Source organism: Lachnoclostridium sp. An14, assembly GCF_002160755.1.
GTDB lineage: Bacteria > Bacillota > Clostridia > Lachnospirales > Lachnospiraceae > Lachnoclostridium_A.
Window position 1 is genome coordinate 1 of sequence record NZ_NFLE01000012.1, and the last position, 24,081, is coordinate 24,081.

Below are 24,081 nucleotides of genomic sequence, written 5' to 3' on the forward strand. Positions count from 1 at the left end.
AAAAAAGTAAACGAAGGTAAAACATTACCATATATCAATTCCATGGCACGAAGTGCCACAGCCCAGTATTTTCAAGGGGTTGTGGCACTTTTCTTTCTTCATATGTGTCAAAGATGAGAACATAACTCATACTGTTTTTCAATCTGGCCATAAAAAGGAGACCATAACTACTCAAATTTACTCTTTTTCCTGCCAAGTATCCCGATAATGTTCCAGCAATTTTCTGCTTTCCTCCTCATATCCCCACAAAATGCTATCCACTGTCCTTAATGCCTGATCTCTCCAGCGAAAGTAAGTGCTCCGGTTAATTTGCACATTCTGGGGTAAATGAGACTCCACCTTTGTGATGATCTCCGCAATATTAGCCGGCTTGTAAGGGCAGATATAGGTATAATATAAAACCCAGTAGTTTCTTTCACCTTGCGGATGATATTGGCGCATCAACTCCACTGATTCATCAATCAGCTGCAGGAACTGATGAGAACTGTTAATTGCCTCCACCCTGGCCTGAATATATGCTTCATCTTCATTTAGGTCCATCCCTGCCTGGTAAATGGAATCCAAAAATTCATCTACATCTACCCCATATTCCTTTCGGAACTGATGGCTCACCTGTTTCATCTGCACCTGCATCCTCCAGGATACGGAACGATAGATTTTAAATAATGCTTTCACATTGTGATAAACATCAGGTCTTTTATTTTTGGTTGTGATAATCCCGCTTTTTCCCATGTTGGTCTCTCCAATTCTTTTTAGTTGCGGGATCAGACTATTTGAAAACAAAAGGCCTTTTTTATTCTCCTATCAGATTATACCTTTTTCATGCCATCCTCCTCCATGCATATCATGCTGCACTTCCTGCTGGTAATAATGATTCATCGTTATCGGTGCGTTATACAAAGCAGTCAGCATGTATGCCTTAATATTGCTGATTTTCGTGGTTGTTGCATGCATACAGCCAATAACATACAGCAGATGACTGCTGTTTAGCTTCAGGAATTTTGCTTTCACCAGCTCATAAGGGTAGTCTTCTCCCCCAATACGGACCGATTCGCGTTTTATGCACACAATTTCACAGATAGCTTCGTACAGTTCATGAAATAAATCACGGTCCGCCCATTGCTTATCCTGCATATAAAGCTCATACTCAATGTTGGTCCGAACCATTTCCATGTACCGGCTGGCTTCCATCATTCGATCTATCCCAGTCTCAGGTTCTGCCTGCTGCCAGGATGGATTGATTGGATTGATCTGGTTCCTATCAGTCTGATTATAGTCAGTATAATTAGGGGAAAAATCTTTTACCTTCGCAGGATAATTTTCTTTACCTCTGGAGGTAAAATTTCTTTCCTTCTGGGCGTCAGTTTCTTTTACTTCCAGAAGTTCAATACCTTTACTTCCAGAAGTAAAATTCCTTTCCTTCTTGAAGTAAAGATTTTTTACTTCTGGGGAAATGCCAGGATTGTCCGGCTTTTCTGCTGCTTCTTCAACCGGTGTTTCGGCCGGAGCAGAAAAATTTTTGACATAGATAATATCTGGTTTTCCTAAACCCCTGCGCTTTTTCTCAATCAGGCCAATCCCCTTTTCCGAATCCAGCTCCCGCATAATCTTTACGCAGGTCGGTTTGGAACACCCTAAATCCTCCATCATATTTTCAACGGTATAAATAATATATGCCCGGTTTTCCTCATCAAGCCACCCATTTTTCATAGACAGTGACATCCGGTCCAGCATAAGGCCGTACAAAAGCTTTGCATCGCTGCTGAGATTGCGGAAGCGCTTATCCTTAATCAACAGTCGTGGAACGCGATAGAACGCAAACTGCTCTGCTTCTATGCCATAATAGTATGCAAACTGCATTGGCTCTCCCATCGTATCGCTCCCTTCTACTGTCTGTTTTTCCATTCCTCCAAAAGCTGGATAATAATCCTCTCCATATCCTTACTGGAATAGTGGTCGGGGAAATATTTCCGAATCTGTTCTTCCCGGATTACATATTTCCTTTTTTTCGGTTTCTCCTCAGCCAAAATCATTTGAACAATTTCTGGCGATAAGATTCCCTCTTTGCTGTACTCTTTTAATTTTACAGCTTGTGCGTTAGAAATTGTTATTTTTGTTTCCTGCAGGATTTCCTGCACCCACAGCTGCTGCTCTGTTGGAAGAAAAGAAATATCCGCTCCCTGAGATATCCCTAGCCGTTTTGTATCAATCATTTCTAAAAGCGGTTCTGTAAGTCTTGCCAACCAGATATATCGCTGAACCGTCTTGCCGCTTTCGCCGGCGGCCTCTCCCACTTCGTCTAGTGTGCTGCCGCCGCCTTTTCTTCCCTGATGCTTCATCGCCTCGTATTTCATGGAATAAGCCTTTGCTTTCTCGCTGGGAAGGATATCTTCCCTCTGGATATTAGAATCCACCATGATAATCGTGGCTTCATCATCCGTATAATTCCGAATGATGGCCGGCAGACAATGGAGGCCCGCTCGTTCCGCCCCTCTCTTCCGCCGATGGCCGGCAATAATTTCATAACCGCCTTCTGCTCTCTGCCGGATCAGAATTGGGACTAATACCCCATATTTCTGAATACTCTCTACGGTTTCCTCCATTTTTTTATCATCCAAAACACGAAAAGGGTGGTTCTTAAATGGGTACAGTTCAGTCAGTTCCACTTGTATAATCTGCTCCGCATCGGACACGCCGAATAAGTCGTCAAAGCTGTTTAATTTTATTTTAGAAGCGCTTCCTGCACTATGCACGCGTAAGCACCTCCTCTGTTAATGACATATAGGCGCCTGCGACCTTCCCCTTTGGATCATGCCGATAGATGCTGACTCCTTCCGCAGAGCTTTCCGCCGCTCTTACAGAGGCCGGTATACTATGCTCAAAAATCTTCACCCGATTCCCATAAGCCTCCGTAAGAAGCGCCGTAATATCTCTTGCAAAGTTCGTCCTGTTATCCACCATGGTCAGCAAAATTCCTTCAATTTCCAGCTTTGGGTTAATCTTGCGCTTCACTTTTCCAATGGTTTTAATCAGCTGTTCCAGGCCTTTTACCGGCAGGTAGGCCGCCTGCACCGGAATTAAAATACTGTCGGCACAGGCGAACGCATTAATGGTAATCATGCCGAGGGACGGCATACAATCAATTAAAATATAGTCATACTTCTCTCTTACCTGTTCAATATAGGAGCGCATAACCAGTTCCCGGCTGATTACGCTGACAAGAGAAACTTCCACTCCGGACAGTTCAATATTGCCAGGAAGCAGGTCAATCCCCTCTTCATGTTTTAAAATTCCATATCCATCCTCCATTTCTTCATCGTTAATCACATTTGCCAAAATCGTTGCGAATGTAATATCCAGATTATCCGGTTCTCGAAAGCCGAGGCTGGCTGTCAGGCTCCCCTGGGCATCCGCATCAATCAGCAGGACTCGTTTTCCCATCTTTGCCAGACCGATTCCCAAATTGCTTGTAGTCGTGGTTTTTCCCACTCCGCCTTTTTGATTTGCGATTGCTATGACTTTGCACATAATCTATTTCCCCTTTGTTATTCTTCTGCCTTTTTTCTCGGTTCCACCTCGATATAAGCCCTGTAATACGTTTTTGTTCCTTTATTAAGATATACATCTGAAAACTCTATCACCTTAATCCGGGAGCAATCTCTCAGTAAATCCCTGAACCATTTGATATCCTTTTTGGTTCCCATTACCCGTACTTTCAGCATTTTCCCTCCATATGCCTCTTTAGTCCTCCGTATATTCCGGATATCTGATTTTCACTGCCTGCCAAAAATACGGGGCATAACTGCAGCAAAACAGATTCTCCACCGTATAGCGGCTGCATTCTTCCAGCTGTTCATTCTGGTCTTCTGAATCATACACACTGGGCGTACCGTTGCAATACAGGTTAAAAGCCAGTCTGACAACCCGCATGCTCCCACTGGTCTGCCAGCCCTCGTTCAGACACTCGGTTTTCACACAACCCGTTTCAAAGTCATAAATCCGTTCTATATTTCTTCTGGTGTCACCGCATATCCCAAGACAATAAATCAATGCCTCATGATAGACATCCTGGCATCTGACAAATTTTAACTGTTCAAAATAAAATCTTTTATGTGCCAAGTCCGCAAAAATAATTTTCCTTAAGTTTCCTGCACCTAACGCTGTACTGTTCACATTCGTTTCCTCCAATCAATTTTCGTTTTTCATGACTATATCGGCAGATACTGACAAGCAATGCAAAGCCCTTCCTTTTAAGTAAATTAGCTACAAAAAGGGACACTTTCCCAAAATTACTTTTAGAAAAATGTCCCTATTACACAAATTGCATTTGTTATGATTCTGAATTTAATTTAAAATCGCTTATTGGCACCCACTAAGGAGCTTAAATTTGTCGTACTCTTGTCGTACAGCGACGTTTCACAACGAAAAATGATTGGTTTACATCCTCTTTAGTACAGCTTCGCCCCCGCCGGAATTCCATCATCCAGCATCAGCAGATTCAGTCCTTCCCGTCCGTCATACTCGTACACTGCGGAAATCAGCATACCCTCAGAATCAATGCCCATCATCTTTCTGGGCGGCAGGTTTGTGATGGCCACACAGGTCTTTCCAACCAGCTGCTCCGGCTCGTAATACTCGTGAATTCCGCTTAAAATGGTGCGTCTGCGCTCCGTTCCGTCGTTTAAAGTAAACTTCAGAAGCTTCTTTGACTTCGGCACCGCCTCGCAGGCCTCCACCTTCACCACCCGGAAATCGGATTTGGAGAAGGTCTCAAAATCCACCATGTCCTCAAACAGCGGCTCCACCTTCACTTTGGAAAGGTCGAGCTGTACGCTGGTCACGGACATGTTTGCAGCCTCTGCCTGTCCGGAAACGGCTGCTTCTGCAGTCTGGGCAGCCTTGCTCTCTGCCTTCGCCTCGCCCTTCTTCGGATCCAATGACTTCATTGTCGGGAACACCCTTCTACCCTCTTCATCCGGTTTCATCACGCCTTGTACGGTCGAAAAAGTGCCGTTTTCACGAGGTTTTTCTAACTTTTTGGATTCCATAGTGTGTCCTCCTGTGCCGTCTGGTTCGGGGCAAAAGTTGTAAAAAAGTTGTGGAAAGTTGTATTGGCACGAAACCGGCTCAATGACGACTCAAAATTGGCACAACGAATGGCTACATTGTTTTCAAAGACGCCATTGTAGAATTGCCCCATTTGTAGTAAAGCCTGTATGAGTCCCGCGCAGGATTATCTTGCGGATTCATACAGAGACAAGTATAGCATAAGCCCCCAAGATGTTCAAGTCAACGATTTTTTCGTTGGCCCTTCCAATTTCATACCTTATATATAAAAAGGAGAAAGCCATGCCAACCTATCAATTACAAATTAAACAGGTAGTGGATTACCCACGCTGCCGGATCTACCGGCAGTTCGTCCGCTTTCTGATGGAGGACCGGAGCATTCGCGTAAGCGGAGGCTCCGGCCTTTTTTATTTTACGGTACTTTGCAGCTACGCAAACTTCCGCACCTCATATCGCCGCATCGACGGCATCAGCTATACCGTCTACCCCGGCGAGTGGGTCTGCACCCTCAAGGAGCTGTCCCAATGGTTCCGCACCCGGTTCCAGTGTCAGGCGCTGGCCGTGCTGGAACGGCTGCAGAAGCAGCATCTCGTTTCTTTCCAGACCCTGGGCCGCGGGAATGTAGTCCGCTATAAGATCTGCGACTGGGCGCGGCATAACACGGTCCTGGAGTACAATGCCCCCTGCCAGAAGGACACCGGCTTTTTCTTCCTGCCGGTTTCCGTTGCCACCGACCTCATCAGTTCGGATCGCTGCTCCGAGATGGACATTGTGCTGGACCTGTGGGTATCAGCCATCTACAACGACAATCAGGTGCAGGGGTCAGACCTGGGGCCAGTGGTCTATTTCCGCAACGGCACCGGGAATCCCCTTGTCACCTACACCGAGCTGGCTGCCCGCTGGGGGCTGTCCCGGGCGACAGTCGGCCGTGTCCTGAAAAAGCTAGCCGCGCTGGACTACATCTCCCTCATGTCCTTCCCGGGCCGGCATGGCAGCGTGATCTATCTGCAAAAATATCTGTCCACCATGTTCGAGATTTCGGATGTGATGGTGGACAAAGAAGAGGTCGCTATGACGCTTAACATTCGCTTGGAACTCCCGAAGGAGGACAGCGCAGGCCACGACGCCCCTGCCTTGGAGCATGAGGTCATCGTTTCAGATGAACTCGCCAGCGTTTCAAAATCGCACATTGAAATTATCCTTCAGAAAATGGCGCAAATCCTGATGGCACAAGGGATTTCGTGCTTTGGCTGCCCGCTCTCTCGCTACAAGTTATATCCCTTATCGGGCGACTGCCGGGAAGATTTACTCCCCCGCGCGCGAGAGCAGTCCCTGATGCGTTTTGGCCTTGCTGTTCTGTGTGGGAACAAGCAGGTCGCCACTTTTGAACTTACACTCTCTCCCTCGGTGGAGAATTGAACAAGGAGGTCTTACCATGAAGAAATTTGTTGAAAAAGATGTCGCAGAGAGCCCTCTGTACCATGATACCTGGAAACTGCTGAAAAAATACCGCGATGTGGTTTGGAGCTTGGAGATTTCCGTCCAGCATGTGCGGGCCAAGTTCGAGATCGAATACGGCACTTCCATCGAGGAATTTCTGGATTCCGTCTACCTGGCCGGCGCAGACCTGAACGGGAGCGACATTGAGCACCATGCCAAGTGCATTGAGCGCAGCCACAAGATGCTGAAGCTCCTGGATTCGGCAGTCGAATTGCTCCGCACCCGCCATAAGAACGGCGAGGCGTATTACTGGCTGCTGTACTACTCCTTCCTCTCCCCTCAGCAGTTGAAGAATGTGGAGGAAATCATCGAGAACCTGCGCCCACATATCCGAGACATCTCCTTCCGCACCTACTACCGTAAGCGGCGGGAGGCCATTGAAGCCCTCAGTTCTGTGCTATGGGGCTATACCTCCAAGGACAGTCTGGATGTGCTGGAGCAGTTCTTCCCAGAGCCGAAATCCTCCGAGAAACAGGCGGGCAAGTAATTGGCACAATTCGGGACTGAAATTGGCGCGTTCCTGCCCTTGAGCCGTAAATCCCTATGTGTTAGACTGAATATGCTCAAACTTGCACCCAAAACTGAATACAGGCAGTGAACAGCACCTTTCCCGAGGTGCTTTTTTGCTGCCTAAATGGTCTTTGGCCGGAGAAGGGGTCCACATCTGCACGACGGATGCGGGCTCCTTCTTTGCTTCTTTGAGCGACGAACATCACATTTGGATTGGAGGTCCGCAAATTGAAAAAACTGAAAATTCCTCAACAGCAGCGGCGGGAAGATGACAGCAGCCCGCCTCGTCGAGTTTCCATCGGCCGGATCGCCTACACGGCGTTCCTCTGTGTGATGATGGCGATGATGTTCTGCCAGCCGGCCTTTGCCGCAACCGATGTTTGGACGAAGGCCAAGGAGATCATGCAGGATGTCTACACGCAGATCCTCGCCATCTCCACCATTGCGGCCATCGTGACCGCCTCGGTGGCGCTTCTGCTTATGAACTTTTCGCGCTCCGGCCGAACAGTCGATGAGAGCCGGGCGTGGCTGAAGCGTATCTGCATCACCTGGGCCGTCCTCAATGGTCTTGGATTCATTATGGCTTATGTGACGCCTCTGTTCTCTGGTGGTCAGTGGACAGGCTGATGGCCGCCGCAATATACCCACTGGAAGGAGGCGTAAGCTATGGGTATCCTGGATGGCATCGTTGAATGGATCGCGGAACAGGTAATGGCCGGCCTTGACCTGGTGACCACTTCGGTTTTGGGCGCTCTGGGCTGTGATATGGCTGTGTTTCTTCGGTACTTTCCCGCTGCCGAAACGATGTATAGCGTCTTTGTGGCGCTGGCTGTCGGCATTATCCTGCTGAACTGGGTCTGGCAGCTGTTCAAAAACTTCGGCCTGGGCGCAGGAATTGAGGCGGAAGATCCGGTCAAGTTGAGCATCCGGTCGGTCATTTTCATCCTGCTGGCGCTCTTTTCCGATGAAATCGTCAACATCGTCCTGACAATCGGCGGCACGCCGTATGGCTGGATCATGGATTCGGAGCTGCCGCCCCTCAGCTTTGCCGATTTTAACTCGGTCATGCTGGTGATCATCGGCGTCTGTGCCAATGGCGCTGTGGCGCTGATCACCTTGATCCTCGTCATTATCCTGGCCTGGAACTATCTGAAATTACTGCTGGAAGCGGCGGAACGGTATGTTCTGCTGGGCGTGCTGGTCTATACGGCGCCGGTCGCTTTTTCGATGGGCGCAAGCCAGACCACATCGAACATTTGGAAATCCTGGTGCCGGATGCTGGGCGGGCAGATTTTTCTGCTGATTATGAATGCCTGGTGCCTGCGCCTGTTTACGAGCATGGTTGGCTCCTTTATTGCCAATCCGCTCTCTTTGTAAGGAGGGGCGCTTTGAAAAAATTCAAGAAAATTTTGTTCCTTGCGCTGATGGTTGCTGCCCTCTCCTGCCTGTTTTGTCAGCCTGCTTTTGCCATCTCCGAGGAAGATGTGCAGGCTCAAGTGGACGCTGTAGGTAAGGAGACGGTTTCCGGCAATGTCCTGATCTGGTTCATGTGTGCGATAGGCTTCTTGAAGGTATCGCAGAAAATCGACTCGTTCATGGCAAGCCTGGGCGTCAATGTAGGCCACACCGGCGGCAGTATGCTGGCTGAGGCCATGATTGCGGCCAAGGGCATCGGCGGCTTTAAGAACTTTTCCAGCCACCACTTTGGCGGCGGCCGCAGCAGCAGTTCCACCCATGTCAATGCCAGCGGTGGAGGCGGCCGGGGCGGCGCCGGGTTTGGCGCAGGCTTTGCCAGCGGCGGTCTGGCAGGCGTAATCAAGCGGAATGTCACGAACAACGCCATCAAGACGGCCACAACGCCCTCGGACGCCAAACCTTCCGGCCTCGGCGGTCTTGTGGGTGGTGCTGCTGGCGGTGTCGGCGGCCACATTTATTCTTCCTCGGTAAGCAAGGGCGGCAGTTTCGCCAATAATGTCATCGGTTCCGTGGCTACCGGGAACATCACTCAAATGGGCTCGATCACCGGTGAAAAGGCCGTTGAAGCCCTGCACTCCTATATGGGCCACACGGCACTGGGGGCTGGGGCAGAGAATATCCCCACCTATCAGAACGTCGAGATCGGCGGCGGTCGCATCACCGGCACAGAGGTCACTCCGGAACACCCGGAGGGCATTGCCTTCGGTATGTACCATGCGGACCAGTATGTTGCGCCGGAGGGCCAGTACACGACCGTTCATGCAGTAGACGGCACCGCCTGGTATAAGCAGTATGCAGTGGACGCTGTGGACAAGACGCCCTACATGGCGCCGGACGGTTCGATTGCCTACAATGAGTCCATCGTGAAGAAGCTGCCGCCCACCCCCAAACGAAAGGATAAGATCTGATGGCTGAAGAACACAAGGACAGCTTTGCTGAAACGGTAGACACTGCGGCCTCCGCAGCACATACGGTCAAGGGCGCCATCAAGGCTGGCAAGGCGATTTCCGGAGCGGCCAAGGGCGCTGCCGCCGGCGGTCCCTATGGAGCTGTGGCCGGAGCAGTCTGGGCCGGGCGCAAGCATATCGGCAAGATCGTTGCCGTTATTGTCATTTTGCTTCTGTTGCCGGTCCTGTTTGTTTTGATGCTTCCTGGGCTGATTTTCGGCGGTTTGATCAATGCCTTTTCGCCAGCGGACACGGAACAGCCTGTCCTCAACAGCGAAACTGCTATCGTAGAGAACGCCAACGACATCACTTTTACCATCAATTCCATCTTGGGCGAGGCACTGGACGATGTGATGGCCCGCATTGAAGCGGACTTCGCCTCTTCCGGCGCTGACCAGATGGAGATCAAAAATCCCTATTCGGCCGGCCCCGTCTATAACGCCAATCTCATCGTCTCGCAGTATTGCGCTGCCCGGGATGAGGATTTTGAGAGCATTTCGCTGGATGATCTGGCCGCTGTCCTGCGGGAGAACAAAGAGCATCTCTACTCTTATACCAGCGTGCGGGAGAGCCGTGAGGTCACATCGGAAGACCCGGAGACCGGGGAGGAAACCACAACTACCGAGATCTGGATGGTCTACACCATCCGCTACAACGGCGAGTCTTATCTTGCTGACCATGTTTTTGCGCTTACGGACGAGCAGAAAGAGCTTGCCTCTGATTATGCCTCAAACCTGAGCATGTTCCTGGGGGACGGCCTGCTGCAGAACCTGACGGAATGGACTGGAAACAGCATCCCCTCTCTGGGCGATGTTACCTTTACAGACGGCGTGACACCGGTGGTCTATTTCAACCAGCTGGACGAGCGTTATGCCAGCCAGCCCTACGGCACCGACAATATCGGCGGCTACGGGTGCGGGCCTACCGCTATGTCCATTGTGGTATCCTCCCTCACGGATGAAACTGTGGACCCGGTGGCGATGGCTCAGTGGTCTTACGAAAACGGCTACTGGTGCAAGAGCAGCGGCTCTTATCACGCTTTGATACCCGCCGCCGCTGAGGCATGGGGCCTGCCGGTATCCGGCTGCACGACTTCCGAGCCCCAGCGGATACTGGACGCCCTGGCTGAAGGAAAGCTGGTGGTGGCGATTATGGCAGAGGGCCATTTTACTTCATCCGGGCATTTTATCGTTCTCCGTGGCGTGAAAGACGGTCAGATCATGGTGGCGGACCCGGCCAGCTACAAGCGCAGCGAACAGCTCTGGGATCTATCCATCATCCTAAACGAAGCAAGCCGCCGTGCTGGAGCAGGCGGTCCTTTCTGGATCATAGGCTGACCTGCCCCTCGGCTGCGGAAACGAGGTAATACATGAGCAACAAAAACGACCATGATACTTATATCATACCGCCGAATTTTATAGAAACAGGCACTTTTTTCGGCGGTATGTTCCGTGCGCGGAATGTAATCGAGGCCGGCATCCTGGTGTTTGCCATCGGGGCGCCGGTTTTTCTGTTCCTTCCGTTTGGGCTGACCACCCGCATCATCATTTTGTGCCTGACCGCTCTTCCGGTAGGGCTGGTCGCTTTGATCGGCATATCCGGGGAGAGCCTTTCGCAATTCCTGGTCATTTTTTTGAAATACCTGCGAAACCGCCGCGTTGTCGGCGGTGATGGTGCGCAGCCGGAGGAAAAAGCGGCGCCCTCCAAATCGGCAGGCAAGCATCTCAAACAGCGGCCTCCCAAGGAGAAAAAGCCCAAGGCCCCGAAACGCCGGCGGTCCGGTGAAGCGGATTTCCCGGCCGAGTTTGACGAAGTACGCGGCTATGAGATCCGTGAAAAGCTCCGGCCCAAGAAAAAAGCCAAAAAGGAGCGCCCTGCCAAGGCCAATAAGGCGAAAAAGAAAGCAAAGAAGCGCCCTGAAAAGGAACGCCTGCCCAGACGCCCCGCCCATATCAAGGAGCAGAAGCTCGCCTGCCTCAATCCGGTGGCGGATTATCTGCCCATTGAGAAGGTGGAGAACGGCATTATCTACACCAAGGACCATCGGTTTGTCAAGGTGGTCGAGGTTGTCCCTATCAATTTCATGCTGCGGAGCGCCAGAGAGCAGAGGAATATCATCTACTCCTTCGTTTCGTACTTGAAAATCTCGCCTATCAAGCTGCAAATCAAGGTCCTGACCCGCCGCGCGGATATTAACCGCCACCTGGACACGGTGCGTCAGGAGATGGCCCATGAGGAAAACGAACAGTGCCGCTTGATGCAGGAGGATTACCTGAACTTTGTGCAGCAGGTCGGTTCCCGTGAAGCTGTGACTCGGCGGTTCTTCCTGATTTTTGAGTATGAGCCCTGGGCCAATACCCGGCGGTCAGAGCAGGAAGATGAAGCGATCCAGTCCCTCCAGAGCGCCGTCCATACGGCCTCCAACTACCTGCGCCAGTGTGGGAATGAGGTCATCGTCCCTGAAAATGAGGATGAGTTTACCGTTGATGTCCTCTATAATCTGCTGTGCAGGAACGAGAGCGCCGTCAAGCCGCTGTCGGTGCGGGCGCAGGAGGTGGTGGCGCAGTATATGGAGCATGGCCGGGAAAGTGAGATCGACCATATCCCGGCGGCGGAGTTTGCCGCCCCCCGGAGCATTGATTTTTCCCATGGACGCTATATCTGCATGGATGGACTGTACTATGCCTATCTGCTGATTCCTTCGGACGGGTACAAAACGCAGGTGCCCGCAGGCTGGCTGAGCCTGATCGTCAACGCCGGCGACGGCATCGACATGGATATGTTCCTTGCCCGCCAACCTAAAGAACGCATCATCCAGCGGGTGGGCCAGCAGCTCCGTATCAACCGCTCTAAAATCAAAGACGCCAGCGACACCAATACAGATTTTGATGACATCGACGGCGCTATCCGGAGCGGATATTTCTTGAAGGAGGGTCTTGCCAACAACGAAGATTTTTATTACCTGAATCTGCTGATTACCGTGACAGCCCCCTCTGTGGAGGATTTGGAGTGGAAAGTCAGCGAAATGAAAAAACTCCTGCTGTCGCAGGATATGAATGTCAGCGCCTGCCACTTCCGTGAAGAGCAGGCGTTTCTTTCTGCCCTCCCGCTGGTTTCCATGGAGAAAGGGCTTTATGAGCGCGGCAAACGCAACCTGCTGACGGGCGGCGCGGCCAGCTGTTATCCCTTCACTTCGTTTGAGATGTGCGATGACAATGGCATTCTTTTGGGAGTCAACAAATATAACAGCTCCCTGATTATCGTGGATATTTTCAATTCCGCGATCTATAAGAACGCCAACATGGCGATCCTGGGCACCAGCGGTGCAGGCAAAACCTTCACCATGCAGTTGATGGCGCTCAGGATGCGGCGCAAAAACATCCCCGTTTTTATCATCGCTCCTTTGAAGGGGCATGAGTTCCACCGGGCCTGCGCCAATGTGGGCGGTGAGTTCATCCAGATCTCCCCGGCCAGCCCGCACTGTATCAATGTCATGGAGATCCGCAAGGTGGATCGGTCGGTCAACGAAATGCTGGACGGCCCCGGTATCCAACTCTCGGAACTTGCAGCGAAGATCCAGCAGCTGCACATTTTCTTCAGCTTGCTCATTCCCGATATGAGCCACGAGGAACGGCAGCTTCTGGATGAGGCCCTGATCCGCACCTACAATGCCAAAGGCATCACCCACGACAACGCCTCCCTGGAAGACCCGGCCAATCCGGGCTGCTACCGGGAAATGCCGGTGCTGGGCGATTTGTATGAGATTTTGAAGGCCGCCCCGGAAACCATCCGCATGGCCCATATCCTTAACCGCCTAGTGAACGGTTCCGCCAGCACCTTCAACAAGCAGACCAATGTGCGGCTGGATAACAAATACACCGTACTGGACATTTCCTCCCTCACCGGCGATTTGCTGACTGTGGGGATGTTTGTGGTGCTCGATTTCGTGTGGGACCGCGCCAAAGCCGACCGCACCGAGGAAAAAGCCATTTTTATCGACGAGTGCTGGCAGCTTCTTTCCGGCGCCGGCGCCACGGGCACCCGGTTGGCTGGCGATTTCGTGCTGGAAATTTTTAAGACCATCCGCGGCTATGGCGGTTCAGCGGTCTGCGCCAGCCAGGACCTGAACGACTTTTTCAATCTGGACGAAGGCCGTTTTGGGAAAGGCATTATCAACAACAGCAAGACCAAAATTATCCTCAATCTGGAGGATGACGAGGCAGAACGGGTCCAGGAGACCCTGCACCTGTCCGATGCGGAAACGATGGAGGTCACCCACTTTGAACGCGGCAACGGCCTGATTTCCACCAATAACAACAACATCATGGTGGAATTTAAGGCCAGCCCGCTGGAAAAGGACCTGATCACCACCGACCGCCGCGAGCTGCGTGAAATTTTGGAGCGCAAGCGCCGCGAACAGGAATCTGCATAGGTTCAAATGATATATATGCGAGGTGAATCCCTTGTTTTGATGTACTGCGCTGGGTGTGCGTCTATATGACGCCTTCCATGAAGAAAAGCGCCGGTTTGACGCCCGGATGGCGTCTTTCCGGCGTTCCAATATTCGATAAGGCGTTCCGATGACGCCTTGATGACGCCATTTGATAAAGGAGGTGAGCCCCATGAAGACCAGGGCTGAAATCTATGGAAATGAGGCTGCGGACTTGCTGCGGACGGTAACAATGTACCCTGGCCTCAGTGAACAGCAGCTTCTTTGTTTTCTCCCTGGCAAAGAAGATACGGCAAAGGCCCTGCTCTCCCACCTGGAGAGGCAGGGCCGCATTTTTCAAACAGAGAGCGGCGGCTATTTCCCGGCCGGCCAGTCAGCAAAAATTGACCGGGCGCTTGTCCGGGCAGTATGGGTCCTGCTGGACTTCATTCAGCGGGCCGATTACCATGCTCCCGCTGATTTTCCTGTCAAGCTCGTTTTCTTTGCCGATGGCGAACTCTACGAGGTGGCCTGCGTTGAGGACGGGCAGGAGGCGCTTGTCTGCCATGCCCTGCGGGGCAACAAAGGTGACAGCCGCCGCATTATTCTGGTCGATTCACCGGCGCAGATTGCCAAAATCGACTGCCCCGGCATTTCCGGGTTCTGCACCGTAGAGGAAAACGGCCAGACACACTATTTCAAGAAAGCAGGAGGCACATGATTGGACCGAAAACTTATATCCCGCCGGATCGGGAGTATCCTTGACGATATATCCCGGCTGAGCAACGCGCTGTATGCGATGGACACCACCGACATCCAGCGTTATCCCGATAACTATGAGACCCTTTCCACCGATGCCGCGCTGCGGGCAGAGCGTATTGCCTGCCGGCTGCGGCATCTGATTTATTCCAGCACGACGATCCGCAAGGGCGATTACCTCAAATCCGCCAGTGTGATGCACGGCATCACCATCACCTATGAGAACGAGGTGCTTGCGGTGACGCTGCCCAGCCTTCTGCCAAAGCGCAGGCAGCGGCAGAGCGCCGAGTTTCTGCTGGACCCCCTCTATTTTGCCCTGGAGCAGTACGCCAAAGAGAACACTTTGCCTCACTACCGGGAATGTGTTGTCTGCTTCGCCCAGGTATATGACCAGGCGCTCCCCACCAGGCGGGTGCGTGACTATGACAATCTGGAGGAAAAGCAGATTTTAGATCTGCTGTCCTCTTTTGTAATGGCTGATGATACCGGCCTGTTGTGTGATGCCTATAACACTGCCGAGCTGGGCGAGCAGGACTGCACGATGATTTTCGTCATGGAGAAGCACCGCTTTCCCGGGTGGCTTGCGGAGCATAAATCAAGCCTGAAATCCATCTCGGATTTTTGAGCATTTTAGGCCCCTTCCGGCCCGACATCCCGCGGAGCCGCTGAAAGCCCCGGATTTTCGGGGCTTGCGGCCATTTGGGTGAGGCTTTATTTTACCGAAGTTCTCAGTCATTACGGTAAAAATCCAGCACCGACAAAGGAGGTGATCCCTTGGGAAAAACAGCCGCACTTTTCCACAGCCGGATACGCTCCCGTTCCGGCTTTTATCGCTGACCGCCATCTCTGGAGAGTTCCCCACCAGCCAGCTGAACCGTCTATCCAGCCCCTACTATTTGGAGGCGGTCGTGACCTCGCTCAAAAAGAGCGGGCTGCTGCGGACCTACTACCGCGACAGGCTCCGGGGCTATCGGCTGGGGGCAAAAGCCAAGGCCGCCCTGCTGGACGGCTGGCCGGATCGTTTCTCTCCCTACCTGACCGGCGACACCGACACCAACCGCCTCAAGAGCGAGGTGAACCGGCGGCTCCGGCTCCACCGCCTCGCGGAAACCTATATCACAATGGACAATGCGGGGATCGAGCTCTTTCAGGATGAAAAGCCGAAGGTCTTTTCGCCGCAGGGCTATCACGGCGAAGCCATCGAGTATCCCGCCTTTTACAGTTCCCGTGAGGTCAAGGAAATGGGGATCGACACCACGCAGGTGCGAAGCTCCCGGTTCGCAGGGGTGCTTCTGGCGCCCACCGGCATTTTTGTCACCTATAACAGCAGCGCTGCCCTGATGAAATGGCGCTGCAAATCCGAGATGCGGGTAAAGGCGCTGATGTGGAGCGTCCTGTGCCAGCAGCGTTTGGCCGGGCAGTACCGCGCCGAAGATGTGCATGGGCTGGTGCTGGGCGACAGCATGGAACTGGCCTACCAGATGCTCACCAGCACCGGCGGGGCCAAGCACGACTATTTCATGCTGGACGGCAGCTACGACCATTTTTATTTTCTCACAAATAACCACCAAGGGGAGGTGATCCTTGCTTTACTGTGTGATCCCTTGAAAACCGCAGAGCTTAACCGCATTCTGTCCCAAGGCTTGATTGCCGGGAACGCCGGAAAGGCCATTGAGCAGGATGCCGCGGAGCAGGACGGAACGCCGGTGCTGTTCGGCTACTCCTGCGACTTGCCCCGGATCACGCGCTTCAGCACCTCCCTCGACCTGATGGAGCGCCCCGGCACGCTGATTTGCTTTGACTTCCAGGCAGATGTGCTGCGCCGTTACTGCGGTAGCCGGGTTCGCTTTCAAACCATTGATTTCACAAAATTCGAGGGGAGGTTGTTCCCATAGATAAGAAGAAACTCATTGCAGGCCTGATCGCTGCGCCGTTTGCCATCCTTGCGATTCTCTACGCAGGCGGCTTTCTGGGGCAGATATTGGGCAACTACGCGGCATGGAAACAGGGCGGCGGCATCCCCGGAGACGGCACATCTCCGGCGGCAGCGTCGCCCGATTTTATTACCTGCCTGACCTCTGTGCTCCATCCCCCCTATGGGGTGTACGGGGTGCTGATCTGCATTGGCCTGCTGGCGGTCCTGCTGCTCATGGTCATGCGGATGGGCTACAGTGATACCGGCGAGTATGACACAGACCGGAACTTTGTCTATTCGGCCAAGGGCACCTACGGCACCTCCGGCTGGATGGGCCGCAAGGAAATGAAGGGTGTGCTGGATCTGGTGCCGGATCTGCGCAAGCATAAGGGCATTGTGCTGGGGATGCTGGACGGGAAAGCCGTCTGTATTCCCGAGAATCCCCGCATCAACGGCAACCTGGCCGTGTACGGCTCCAGCGGAAGCATGAAGACCCGGTCGTTCTGTATGAACCGCATCCTTCAGGCGGTGATCCGTGGGGAATCGCTGATCATTTCAGATCCGAAAAGTGAACTCTATGAAAAATCCAGCGAGTACCTGCGGGAGCAGGGCTATTGTGTCAAAGTTTTCAATCTGGTACTGCCGGAAAACTCAGACAGCTGGAACTGCCTTTCCGAAGTGGAAGGGCAGGAACTGATGGCGCAGCTTTTTGTGGATGTCATTATCAAGAACACCAACAGCACCGGCAAGGGCGACCACTTCTGGGATTCCTGTGAGATGAACCTGCTGAAAGCCCTCGTCCTCTATGTGGACCAGAGCTATGCCAAAGAAAATCGGAATATCGGTGAGGTGTACCGGCTGCTGACGCTGAACGGGGAATCCGACTTGGATAGCCTGTTTGATGTTCTGCCACCCACCCATCCGGCCAAAGCGCCCTACAGCCTGTTCAAGCAGGCCAGCGACACGGTGCGCAGCGGCGTCATCATCGGCCTTGGCTCCCGGCTGCAGGTGTTCCAGTCGGAGCTTATCAAGAAGATCACCACCCGGGATGAGATCGACCTGGAACTGCCCGGTCAGGAGCGGTGCGTCTACTTCCTCGTTACCAGCGACCAGGACAGCACCTTTGATTTTCTGGCAAGCCTGTTCCTGTCCTTTTGCTTTATTAAGCTGGTGCGGTATGCAGACAAGAACTGCGAGGGCGGCAAGCTGCCGGTTCCCGTCCATATCCTGGGGGAAGAGCTCACTGCCTGCGGAACCATTCCGGACCTCTCCCGCCGTCTCAGTGTGATTCGATCCAGAAACATATCCATGAGCTGCGTCTTCCAAAATCTTGCGGGTCTCCAAAACAGATACCCGCTCAATCTCTGGCAGGAAATTTTGGGAAATTGCGACGCGCAGCTGTTTTTAGGCTGCACAGACAGCCTGACGGCGGAATTCATTTCCGAGCGCACCGGTCTGGCTTCTGTGTCAGTGTCCAGTAAATCCAAGCAGCTGGGCACCTGGCGCATTTCCAATTATACGCCGGAATACCGGGAGACCTCCGGCGTCGGCAAGCGGCCTGTCCTCACCCCGGATGAAGTGCTTCGTCTCCCGATTACACAGGCGCTGGTCATTATCCGCGGCCAAAAGGCCCTGAAGGTAGAGAAGATGGACTACTCCAAGCATCCGGAATCCTCCAAGCTCCGCGACTGCAAAGCATCCGCGCACATTCCTGAATGGCGCGAGTTGGAGGAACAAGCGCAGCCGAAACCTGCCGCCGCGCCGCCCCCGGCCCCCAAGCCGAAGGAAAGCGCCCCCAAGAAGCCGGCGGCAAAGAGAAAACCGAAATCTTCCGGTACGCCGACTGCCCCGAAATCGCCCCCGTCACCGCCTGCTTCCGAGGCCCCGGACGGGATCATCACTACAGACAAGGACTCGATCCTTTCTTAAATTCACAACATAAGGAGGTTTTTACTTATGGCAACCAAGAAAAAAGAATTGCTTGAGCAGGAAAATACCGCACCTGAGACCACGGTTACCGTGGAGAACGCTCCGCCCCCTGATGAAGCGCAGGCTGATATGGCGGCACCCGCTGATGGCAGCGATTTGAATGAGCTGCTGGCTTCTATGGATCAGCCGGATGAAGAGGCAGCCACCATTGAGGATGACGGCAGCCTCCCGGAACTCACCGAAAGCGAGATGTTTGGTGAGATGGACACCGATGCTACGGTGGCAGACGCCCTTCCCGGCGATGATGACGCCGCTCTGACAGAGGGCTCTGACAGTGATGATGGCGAAGGTGCCTCTGCTGTTCCCGCTGATGATGGTGCAGCCGATGTCCCCAGTGAGCCTGTTTCTGGAGCGGCTGAGGAACCGGAACCGCCCAAGCCCAAGCGGGCCACCCGCAGGAAAAAGACCGCACCGGCTGAGAGTACGGAGCCGGCGGAAGGAGTTCCCGCAGAAGCAGAGCCTCCTGCGCCGATGGCTCCCGCTGAGGAAGATGTGCCGTCTGATGATAGTGAAGCGGCTGCGGCAGAAGCTCCTGCCTCTCTGGCCGAACCGCTGGCAGAGGCAGCCCCCGCTCCTGCTTCTACTCCCAGACGCACCGCCGCTCCCCGCCGCAGTGAGCCTTCAATCCTGACCATCCGCAGCCGGGAAGATGTGGAGACGCAGGAAGACCGTGAGGACATCATCTGGCATGAGATCCACAACGCCTACCGCACCCGCCGCATCCTCACCGGCAAGCTGGGCGGCATTGAGCAGCTGGACAACCGCAAGACGGTGGCTGTGGTGGACTACAAGGGATTCCGCATCATCATCCCCCTGAAAGAAATGATGATCAATCTGGGCCGCAGCCCCTCCGGCCAGGAATACACTGATCTGATGCTACGCCAGAACAAGATCCTGGGGAATATGCTGGGCGCCGACATTGACTTTGTGGTGCGGGGCATTGACTCCAAGACCCGCAGCGTGGTAGCCAGCCGCCGGGAGGCCATGATGCGCAAGCGCCAGACCTTCTATTTCGACCTTGACCCCGATGGGATGTACCGCGTCTACGAGGGCCGGATTGTCCAGGCGAGGGTCATCGCTGTGGCGGAAAAGGTTGTCCGTGTGGAGGTGTTTGGGGTGGAGTGCTCGATTTTGGCCCGCGACCTTGCCTGGGACTGGATCGGCGACGCTCATGAGCGGTTTGCTGTGGGCGATGAAGTGCTGGTCCGCATCCTCAGTGTGCGGCGCAACAGTTTGGAAGACCTGGGCATCCGGGCCGACATCAAGAGCACTTCGGAAAACACTGACCGGGACAACCTGCAGAAGTGCCGCATCCAGGGTAAGTATGCAGGAAAGGTCACCGATGTTCATAAAGGTGTGGTCTATGTCCGGCTCGCCAATGGCGTCAATGCGGTAGCCCACTCCTGCTACGACTACCGGATGCCCGGAAAGAAGGATGATGTGTCCTTTGCTGTCACCCGCCTGGATATGGAGCGGGGCGTGGCCGTGGGCATCATCACGCGGATCATCCGGCAGAACCTGTAAAAGCAAAAGTGCCTGGGGAGTAGTGACGAACTGCTCTCCAGGTTTCTTTTTTGTCATTATCAGATCCACCACTGTATATCTTTATCACATAGGCTTCCTTTCAAATCCCTATTTCAAAGAATTTATTTTGTGTTTGCGTTGATTTTTCACAAAATCCGAGTTATAATATATAAAAATAAAGGTTTAGGAGGTCGCTTATGCTGATTCAATTTAGTGTAGAGAATTTTCTATCTATCAAAGATAAAGTTGTATTATCCCTGCTGGCCAGCAAGGATAATGAGCATCCAGAGCATCTTATCATGGATGGAAATAAAAGCTATTTGAAGTCTGCTGTCATTTACGGAGCCAATGCTTCGGGGAAGTCTAATGTCCTAAACGCGTTCTGGTTCATGGTAAACTATGTGCTGACCTCACATAACCAGCAGCTTCATAAGACCATTGACCGTTCGCCTTTCAAGTTTGATCCGGAAACGCCAACGCGCCCCAGCAGCTTTGAGGTCATCTTTACCACTGAAGGTATCCGATATGCGTATGGTTTTTCTGCGACAGATAAGGCTGTTACAGAAGAATACCTATATTACTATCCCAACGGCAGACAGGCGCTTATTTTTGAGAGAAAAAATACCAAAGATTTTCGTTTTACGGTGGATATAGATGAACAAAACACGCTCAAGGAGCGCACTTCTGCGAACAAACTCTACTTGTCAGTTGCATCAAACTGGAGTTACTCTAAAGTGATTCCGGTTTTGGAGTGGTTCGCTTCTTGTCAGATTATCACGAAGAATTCCGTGGCAGACGCTTATGGGCTTGAGGCACAGCAGCTGAAAGATGATGATTACCGGCGCGTGATCGCATCTATGCTGCGTGTTGCCGATTTGGGAATACAAGCTTTGCAAATGCGCGATGCAGAGCCTGCTCCATCGCAGCACAGTGACAGTTTTACAAATATTGAGGCCATTCACACGGTACAGGATACCAATGGAAATGCGTTATCCTATGCGTTAAATATGGCAGAGGAATCTGACGGCACCAACAGTTATTTCAAACTGATCGGCGTTGTGAAAAAGGCTTTAGACCAGGGAACGCTTCTTGTGGCTGATGAGATGGACGCACATCTGCATCCTCTATTGACCAGGCATCTGGTATCCTTGTTTGACAGCACAGAATTCAATCCAAAGGGTGCTCAGTTGATCTTCACATCTCACAGCACCAATCTTCTTGATTTGGATTTGTTGAGAAGAGATCAAATTTGGTTCACAGAAAAAGACGAGCAGACAGCAGCCACCGATCTGTTCTCCCTTTACGATTTTTCTGTTCGCAAAGACACTAAAGTAGAAAAGGGTTATTTGATCGGCCGTTTTGGTGCGATTCCCTTTATCAAGGGAGGGCTGTAAAATGGCACGCGGACAAATTGAAAAGCGTGGGCAGCGGCGCAGAAAACTAAAACCTGTCATTCTGATTGTGACGGAGGGTTCTCAAACTGAACCGAAATATTTTGAACATTATCGCAGCCGCCAGACCAATATTGACATTCGTGTGGTCGGCAGCCGCACCAAAGGAGGTGAAACCGATTACCTTGGCCTAATTCGGAAAGCCGTGGAATATCAAAGTAAAAATCAGATTTCTGCATCAAATGGGGATGCGGTGTGGGTCGTTGCTGACGGTGATGTAAACTATAATAATCCTGATCCTATCGCCGCCAAAGACACCTTGCTCTCCAGAGCAAGGAAACTGGCAGATGCAAAGGGAATTCACATTGCAATTTCGAATCCCTGCTTTGAGTTTTGGTATTTGCTGCATTTTCAGTACACAACAAAATTTTTCAAAGATTACCCTGCAGTGAAGACAGCCTTGACCGCCTACCTCTCGGATTATGAAAAAGCCGGCGATGTGTATGCGCAGTTATCTGAACATACAACTGATGCGATCCAGAACGCCAAGCGTGTAGAACAATACCATATTCAAAATGACTGCAATAAACCGTTTGGGATCGCCGTTAATCCATTCACCGACATCTATCAACTGGTTGAATCATTGCTGTAATTGTGCGTAGGCTTTCTCGTGAGCATCATGCAGACCGTATAGAACTCGCCTCCGTTGCTTCGACAAGCACACATTATCTTCAGTTAAGATGATGTGTGCTTGTCGTTCTTGTTTTTAACAACAACACATTGAATTGGCACAGGATTGCCCATACATTGGCGCAGTCCTGCCCTTTCGCCGTAAATCCAAATCTGCTATACTTGGTACAGTCAAAAATTTGTAATGCAGCCGTTCCGGTCGGGACGGCTGTTTTTCATTTGTAAGTAAAGGTGGTGGTTCACATTCATACTTTCCTGCAAAAAGTCCGCAGGACATTGAAGAGCGAACGGGGCGAGGCCAACTATTTCTCCACGGTGGTGTTCATCTTCATCGCCGTTATCCTGCTGGCCTTTATCATCGACCTGTTCGGCATCATCTCCACAAAACAGGAGTTAGACCATGCGGCAGATCAGATGGTCAAGCAGATCCAGCTGTCCGGCGGCATCAACAGCGAGACCGACTCGCTCTTTGACTTCCTGTGTTCGGAGATCGAGGGCGCGGAGAATATCACATACTCCATCGACGCCACATACAAGACGCCTACGCCGTCCGGGATGTCCCGGGCCATCCAGCTGGGGACGCCCTTCTATATCACCATTGAGGGCGAAGCCAAACTGGGCGGCTTCTGGAACCTGGATCTGGTCAACATCACGGTGGTGGCCCGCGGTTCCGGCGTCAGCGAGCACTACTGGAAGTGAGGTGGCCTATGAAGCGTTTCCTTTCACGGCTGCGCCGGCCGCTTCGCAACGAGCGGGGCGAGATCACTTTCTTTGCCTGTTTCTTCGTGGTCGGGGTCGTCATGCTCATCTCTTTCCTGCTTCTATACGCCTCGGTGCGGATCACCTGCATCAACATCCGCAACGGCGCCAAGATGGAGCTGAACAACCTGAGCGCCACCATTTATGCGGACACCTACCGCTCCCAGCGGGAAACCAACTTCGAGGAATACCTGCGCACCCTCTATTCCAGCAATGACTATACGGAAATGCTGGAGGCCACTGTCGCCGGTGGTCTGGCTGAGAAGATCCCGCTCTCCACAGAGGACTATGAGGTATCCAACATCAGCCTGGAGTTCAATGTGGTGGGCGACCGGGTGGAGTACATCTTCTATTGTGATGTGGAGTTCTATGTACGCATGTTCGGACACAATTACCCTACCATCACCCAGCGGGTGGAGCTGACTGGCTACCACAACACCAAATTTTAGCGGCGCTGTTGAAATTCCAGTCAGCTCCGCAGTATAGGCTTTATATAACAGCAAAAAAGGAGTGTGCATACACATGAAGAAGTTTTTCCAATCCAAAGGCTTTATTGTTTCGGCCCTGGCTGTCCTTTGCGTCGCCATCCTGGGCGTCTGCTGGTTCGTGAGCCGGGACCGCACGGATGAATTCCGTCCGGATGAATCTCCTCCCAGCAGTACCAGCAGCGACTGGTCGGATGGCGGTGTGCAGTCTGGCGACGGAGGCGGGGGCGCAGATGCCTATGCGCCCGGCCAGTCTTCCAGCGCCGAAGAGGAGTATCCCAAGGTGACCTCGGAATCCGAGGGCGAGGTTGAAATCGACTTTACCGATACGGAGAAGCCGGAAGAAACACCGCCCCCTGTGCCGGAAGGCAAGACGGAGATCGAAGACCCCGGCGAAGAGCATGAGGTCAATCCCGACCCGGCAGTACCGGAAGTCACCGCCCCTCCCGAAGAGGAATCCACTTCCAGCAATGAGCCGGCCCCCGGCTCCAGCAATGGCAGCGGCGCCGTTTACGACCCGGTGTTTGGCTGGGTAGTCCCCGGCGATGTGCAGCAGTCCACCGGCGACAGCGACGGCGACCTGAACAAGCAGGTCGGCAACATGGGCGGCTGACCACCTACAACTGAATATGGACCTGAA

The 24,081-nt window shown here is 52.6% G+C and carries 23 protein-coding genes and 1 pseudogene; 17 read left to right on the forward strand and 7 right to left on the reverse strand.

All coding sequences use genetic code 11. The features are described from left to right. Positions 1 to 177: 177 nt before the first annotated feature. The 7 genes and pseudogenes from B5E84_RS08465 to B5E84_RS08490 all read right to left on the reverse strand — a co-directional run. Positions 178 to 732: a hypothetical protein gene (locus tag B5E84_RS08465; RefSeq protein ID WP_087221726.1), complete on the reverse strand. Its 555-nt coding sequence runs from the start codon at positions 730 to 732 to the stop codon at positions 178 to 180. A gap of 72 nt (positions 733 to 804) precedes the next feature. After that, complete coding sequence (locus B5E84_RS08470) at positions 805 to 1,872, reverse strand: DUF6017 domain-containing protein (RefSeq protein WP_087221908.1); 1,068 nt, start codon at positions 1,870 to 1,872, stop codon at positions 805 to 807. Positions 1,873 to 1,886: 14 nt separating this feature from the next. After that, complete coding sequence (locus B5E84_RS08475; RefSeq protein WP_087221728.1) at positions 1,887 to 2,753, reverse strand: ParB/RepB/Spo0J family partition protein; 867 nt, start codon at positions 2,751 to 2,753, stop codon at positions 1,887 to 1,889. Next, positions 2,746 to 3,528: a ParA family protein gene (locus tag B5E84_RS08480; RefSeq protein ID WP_087221730.1), complete on the reverse strand. Its 783-nt coding sequence runs from the start codon at positions 3,526 to 3,528 to the stop codon at positions 2,746 to 2,748. Before B5E84_RS08480 ends, B5E84_RS08475 begins: the two co-directional genes overlap by 8 nt. Before the next feature lie 17 nt (positions 3,529 to 3,545). Next, entirely contained in the window at positions 3,546 to 3,722 is a 177-nt protein-coding gene (locus B5E84_RS20830) for a hypothetical protein (RefSeq protein ID WP_204248564.1), read from the reverse strand. A gap of 19 nt (positions 3,723 to 3,741) precedes the next feature. Next, a complete protein-coding gene (locus B5E84_RS08485; RefSeq protein ID WP_087221732.1) occupies positions 3,742 to 4,173 on the reverse strand; it encodes a DUF6075 family protein in 432 nt (143 codons plus the stop codon). Positions 4,174 to 4,448: 275 nt separating this feature from the next. Continuing rightward, a pseudogene (locus tag B5E84_RS08490) lies at positions 4,449 to 4,958 on the reverse strand (lysine--tRNA ligase); the annotation flags it as partial. A gap of 391 nt (positions 4,959 to 5,349) precedes the next feature. Here B5E84_RS08490 and B5E84_RS08495 point away from each other — a divergent pair. The 17 genes from B5E84_RS08495 (at position 5,350) to B5E84_RS08575 (ending at position 24,054) form a co-directional block, all read left to right on the forward strand. Beyond that, entirely contained in the window at positions 5,350 to 6,486 is a 1,137-nt protein-coding gene (locus B5E84_RS08495) for a MarR family transcriptional regulator (RefSeq protein WP_087221734.1), read from the forward strand. A 16-nt stretch (positions 6,487 to 6,502) separates the two neighbouring features. Beyond that, positions 6,503 to 7,054, forward strand: coding sequence for a hypothetical protein (locus tag B5E84_RS08500; protein WP_087221736.1), 552 nt, complete (start codon positions 6,503 to 6,505; stop codon positions 7,052 to 7,054). Positions 7,055 to 7,305: 251 nt separating this feature from the next. Beyond that, positions 7,306 to 7,704: a fimbrial protein gene (locus B5E84_RS08505; protein WP_204246187.1), complete on the forward strand. Its 399-nt coding sequence runs from the start codon at positions 7,306 to 7,308 to the stop codon at positions 7,702 to 7,704. Positions 7,705 to 7,743: 39 nt separating this feature from the next. Further along, a complete protein-coding gene (locus B5E84_RS08510; protein WP_087221740.1) occupies positions 7,744 to 8,454 on the forward strand; it encodes a hypothetical protein in 711 nt (236 codons plus the stop codon). 107 nt (positions 8,455 to 8,561) lie between these two features. Continuing rightward, positions 8,562 to 9,461, forward strand: a complete 900-nt coding sequence (locus tag B5E84_RS08515) for a hypothetical protein (RefSeq protein ID WP_330374217.1) — start codon at positions 8,562 to 8,564, stop codon at positions 9,459 to 9,461. Continuing rightward, entirely contained in the window at positions 9,461 to 10,837 is a 1,377-nt protein-coding gene (locus tag B5E84_RS08520; RefSeq protein ID WP_087221744.1) for a C39 family peptidase, read from the forward strand. Before B5E84_RS08515 ends, B5E84_RS08520 begins: the two co-directional genes overlap by 1 nt. A gap of 32 nt (positions 10,838 to 10,869) precedes the next feature. Further along, positions 10,870 to 13,932, forward strand: coding sequence for a PrgI family protein (locus B5E84_RS08525; RefSeq protein WP_087221746.1), 3,063 nt, complete (start codon positions 10,870 to 10,872; stop codon positions 13,930 to 13,932). Between the two features lie 232 nt (positions 13,933 to 14,164). After that, entirely contained in the window at positions 14,165 to 14,650 is a 486-nt protein-coding gene (locus B5E84_RS08530; protein WP_330374218.1) for a DUF5697 family protein, read from the forward strand. Further along, positions 14,651 to 15,313, forward strand: coding sequence for a DUF6100 family protein (locus B5E84_RS08535; RefSeq protein ID WP_006573834.1), 663 nt, complete (start codon positions 14,651 to 14,653; stop codon positions 15,311 to 15,313). A 283-nt stretch (positions 15,314 to 15,596) separates the two neighbouring features. Then, positions 15,597 to 16,583 (forward strand): hypothetical protein, encoded by a 987-nt coding sequence (locus tag B5E84_RS08540; protein ID WP_330374219.1) that lies wholly within the window; start codon positions 15,597 to 15,599, stop codon positions 16,581 to 16,583. A gap of 23 nt (positions 16,584 to 16,606) precedes the next feature. Next, positions 16,607 to 18,532 carry a VirD4-like conjugal transfer protein, CD1115 family gene (locus tag B5E84_RS08545; protein ID WP_087221752.1) on the forward strand — a complete coding sequence of 642 codons (1,926 nt, stop codon included), beginning with the start codon at positions 16,607 to 16,609 and terminating at the stop codon, positions 18,530 to 18,532. 27 nt (positions 18,533 to 18,559) lie between these two features. After that, on the forward strand, positions 18,560 to 20,116 hold the full coding sequence (locus B5E84_RS08550) for a S1 RNA-binding domain-containing protein (RefSeq protein ID WP_087221754.1): 1,557 nt from the start codon (positions 18,560 to 18,562) through the stop codon (positions 20,114 to 20,116). Between the two features lie 197 nt (positions 20,117 to 20,313). Further along, positions 20,314 to 21,510 (forward strand): AAA family ATPase, encoded by a 1,197-nt coding sequence (locus tag B5E84_RS08555; RefSeq protein WP_087221756.1) that lies wholly within the window; start codon positions 20,314 to 20,316, stop codon positions 21,508 to 21,510. 1 nt (position 21,511) lies between these two features. Then, positions 21,512 to 22,159 carry an RloB family protein gene (locus B5E84_RS08560; protein WP_087221758.1) on the forward strand — a complete coding sequence of 216 codons (648 nt, stop codon included), beginning with the start codon at positions 21,512 to 21,514 and terminating at the stop codon, positions 22,157 to 22,159. A 314-nt stretch (positions 22,160 to 22,473) separates the two neighbouring features. Then, positions 22,474 to 22,896: a DUF4320 family protein gene (locus tag B5E84_RS08565; RefSeq protein ID WP_227603392.1), complete on the forward strand. Its 423-nt coding sequence runs from the start codon at positions 22,474 to 22,476 to the stop codon at positions 22,894 to 22,896. Between the two features lie 8 nt (positions 22,897 to 22,904). Further along, a complete protein-coding gene (locus B5E84_RS08570; RefSeq protein WP_087221760.1) occupies positions 22,905 to 23,405 on the forward strand; it encodes a hypothetical protein in 501 nt (166 codons plus the stop codon). Positions 23,406 to 23,478: 73 nt separating this feature from the next. Continuing rightward, positions 23,479 to 24,054, forward strand: a complete 576-nt coding sequence (locus B5E84_RS08575; RefSeq protein ID WP_087221762.1) for a DUF6550 family protein — start codon at positions 23,479 to 23,481, stop codon at positions 24,052 to 24,054. Positions 24,055 to 24,081 lie beyond the last annotated feature (27 nt).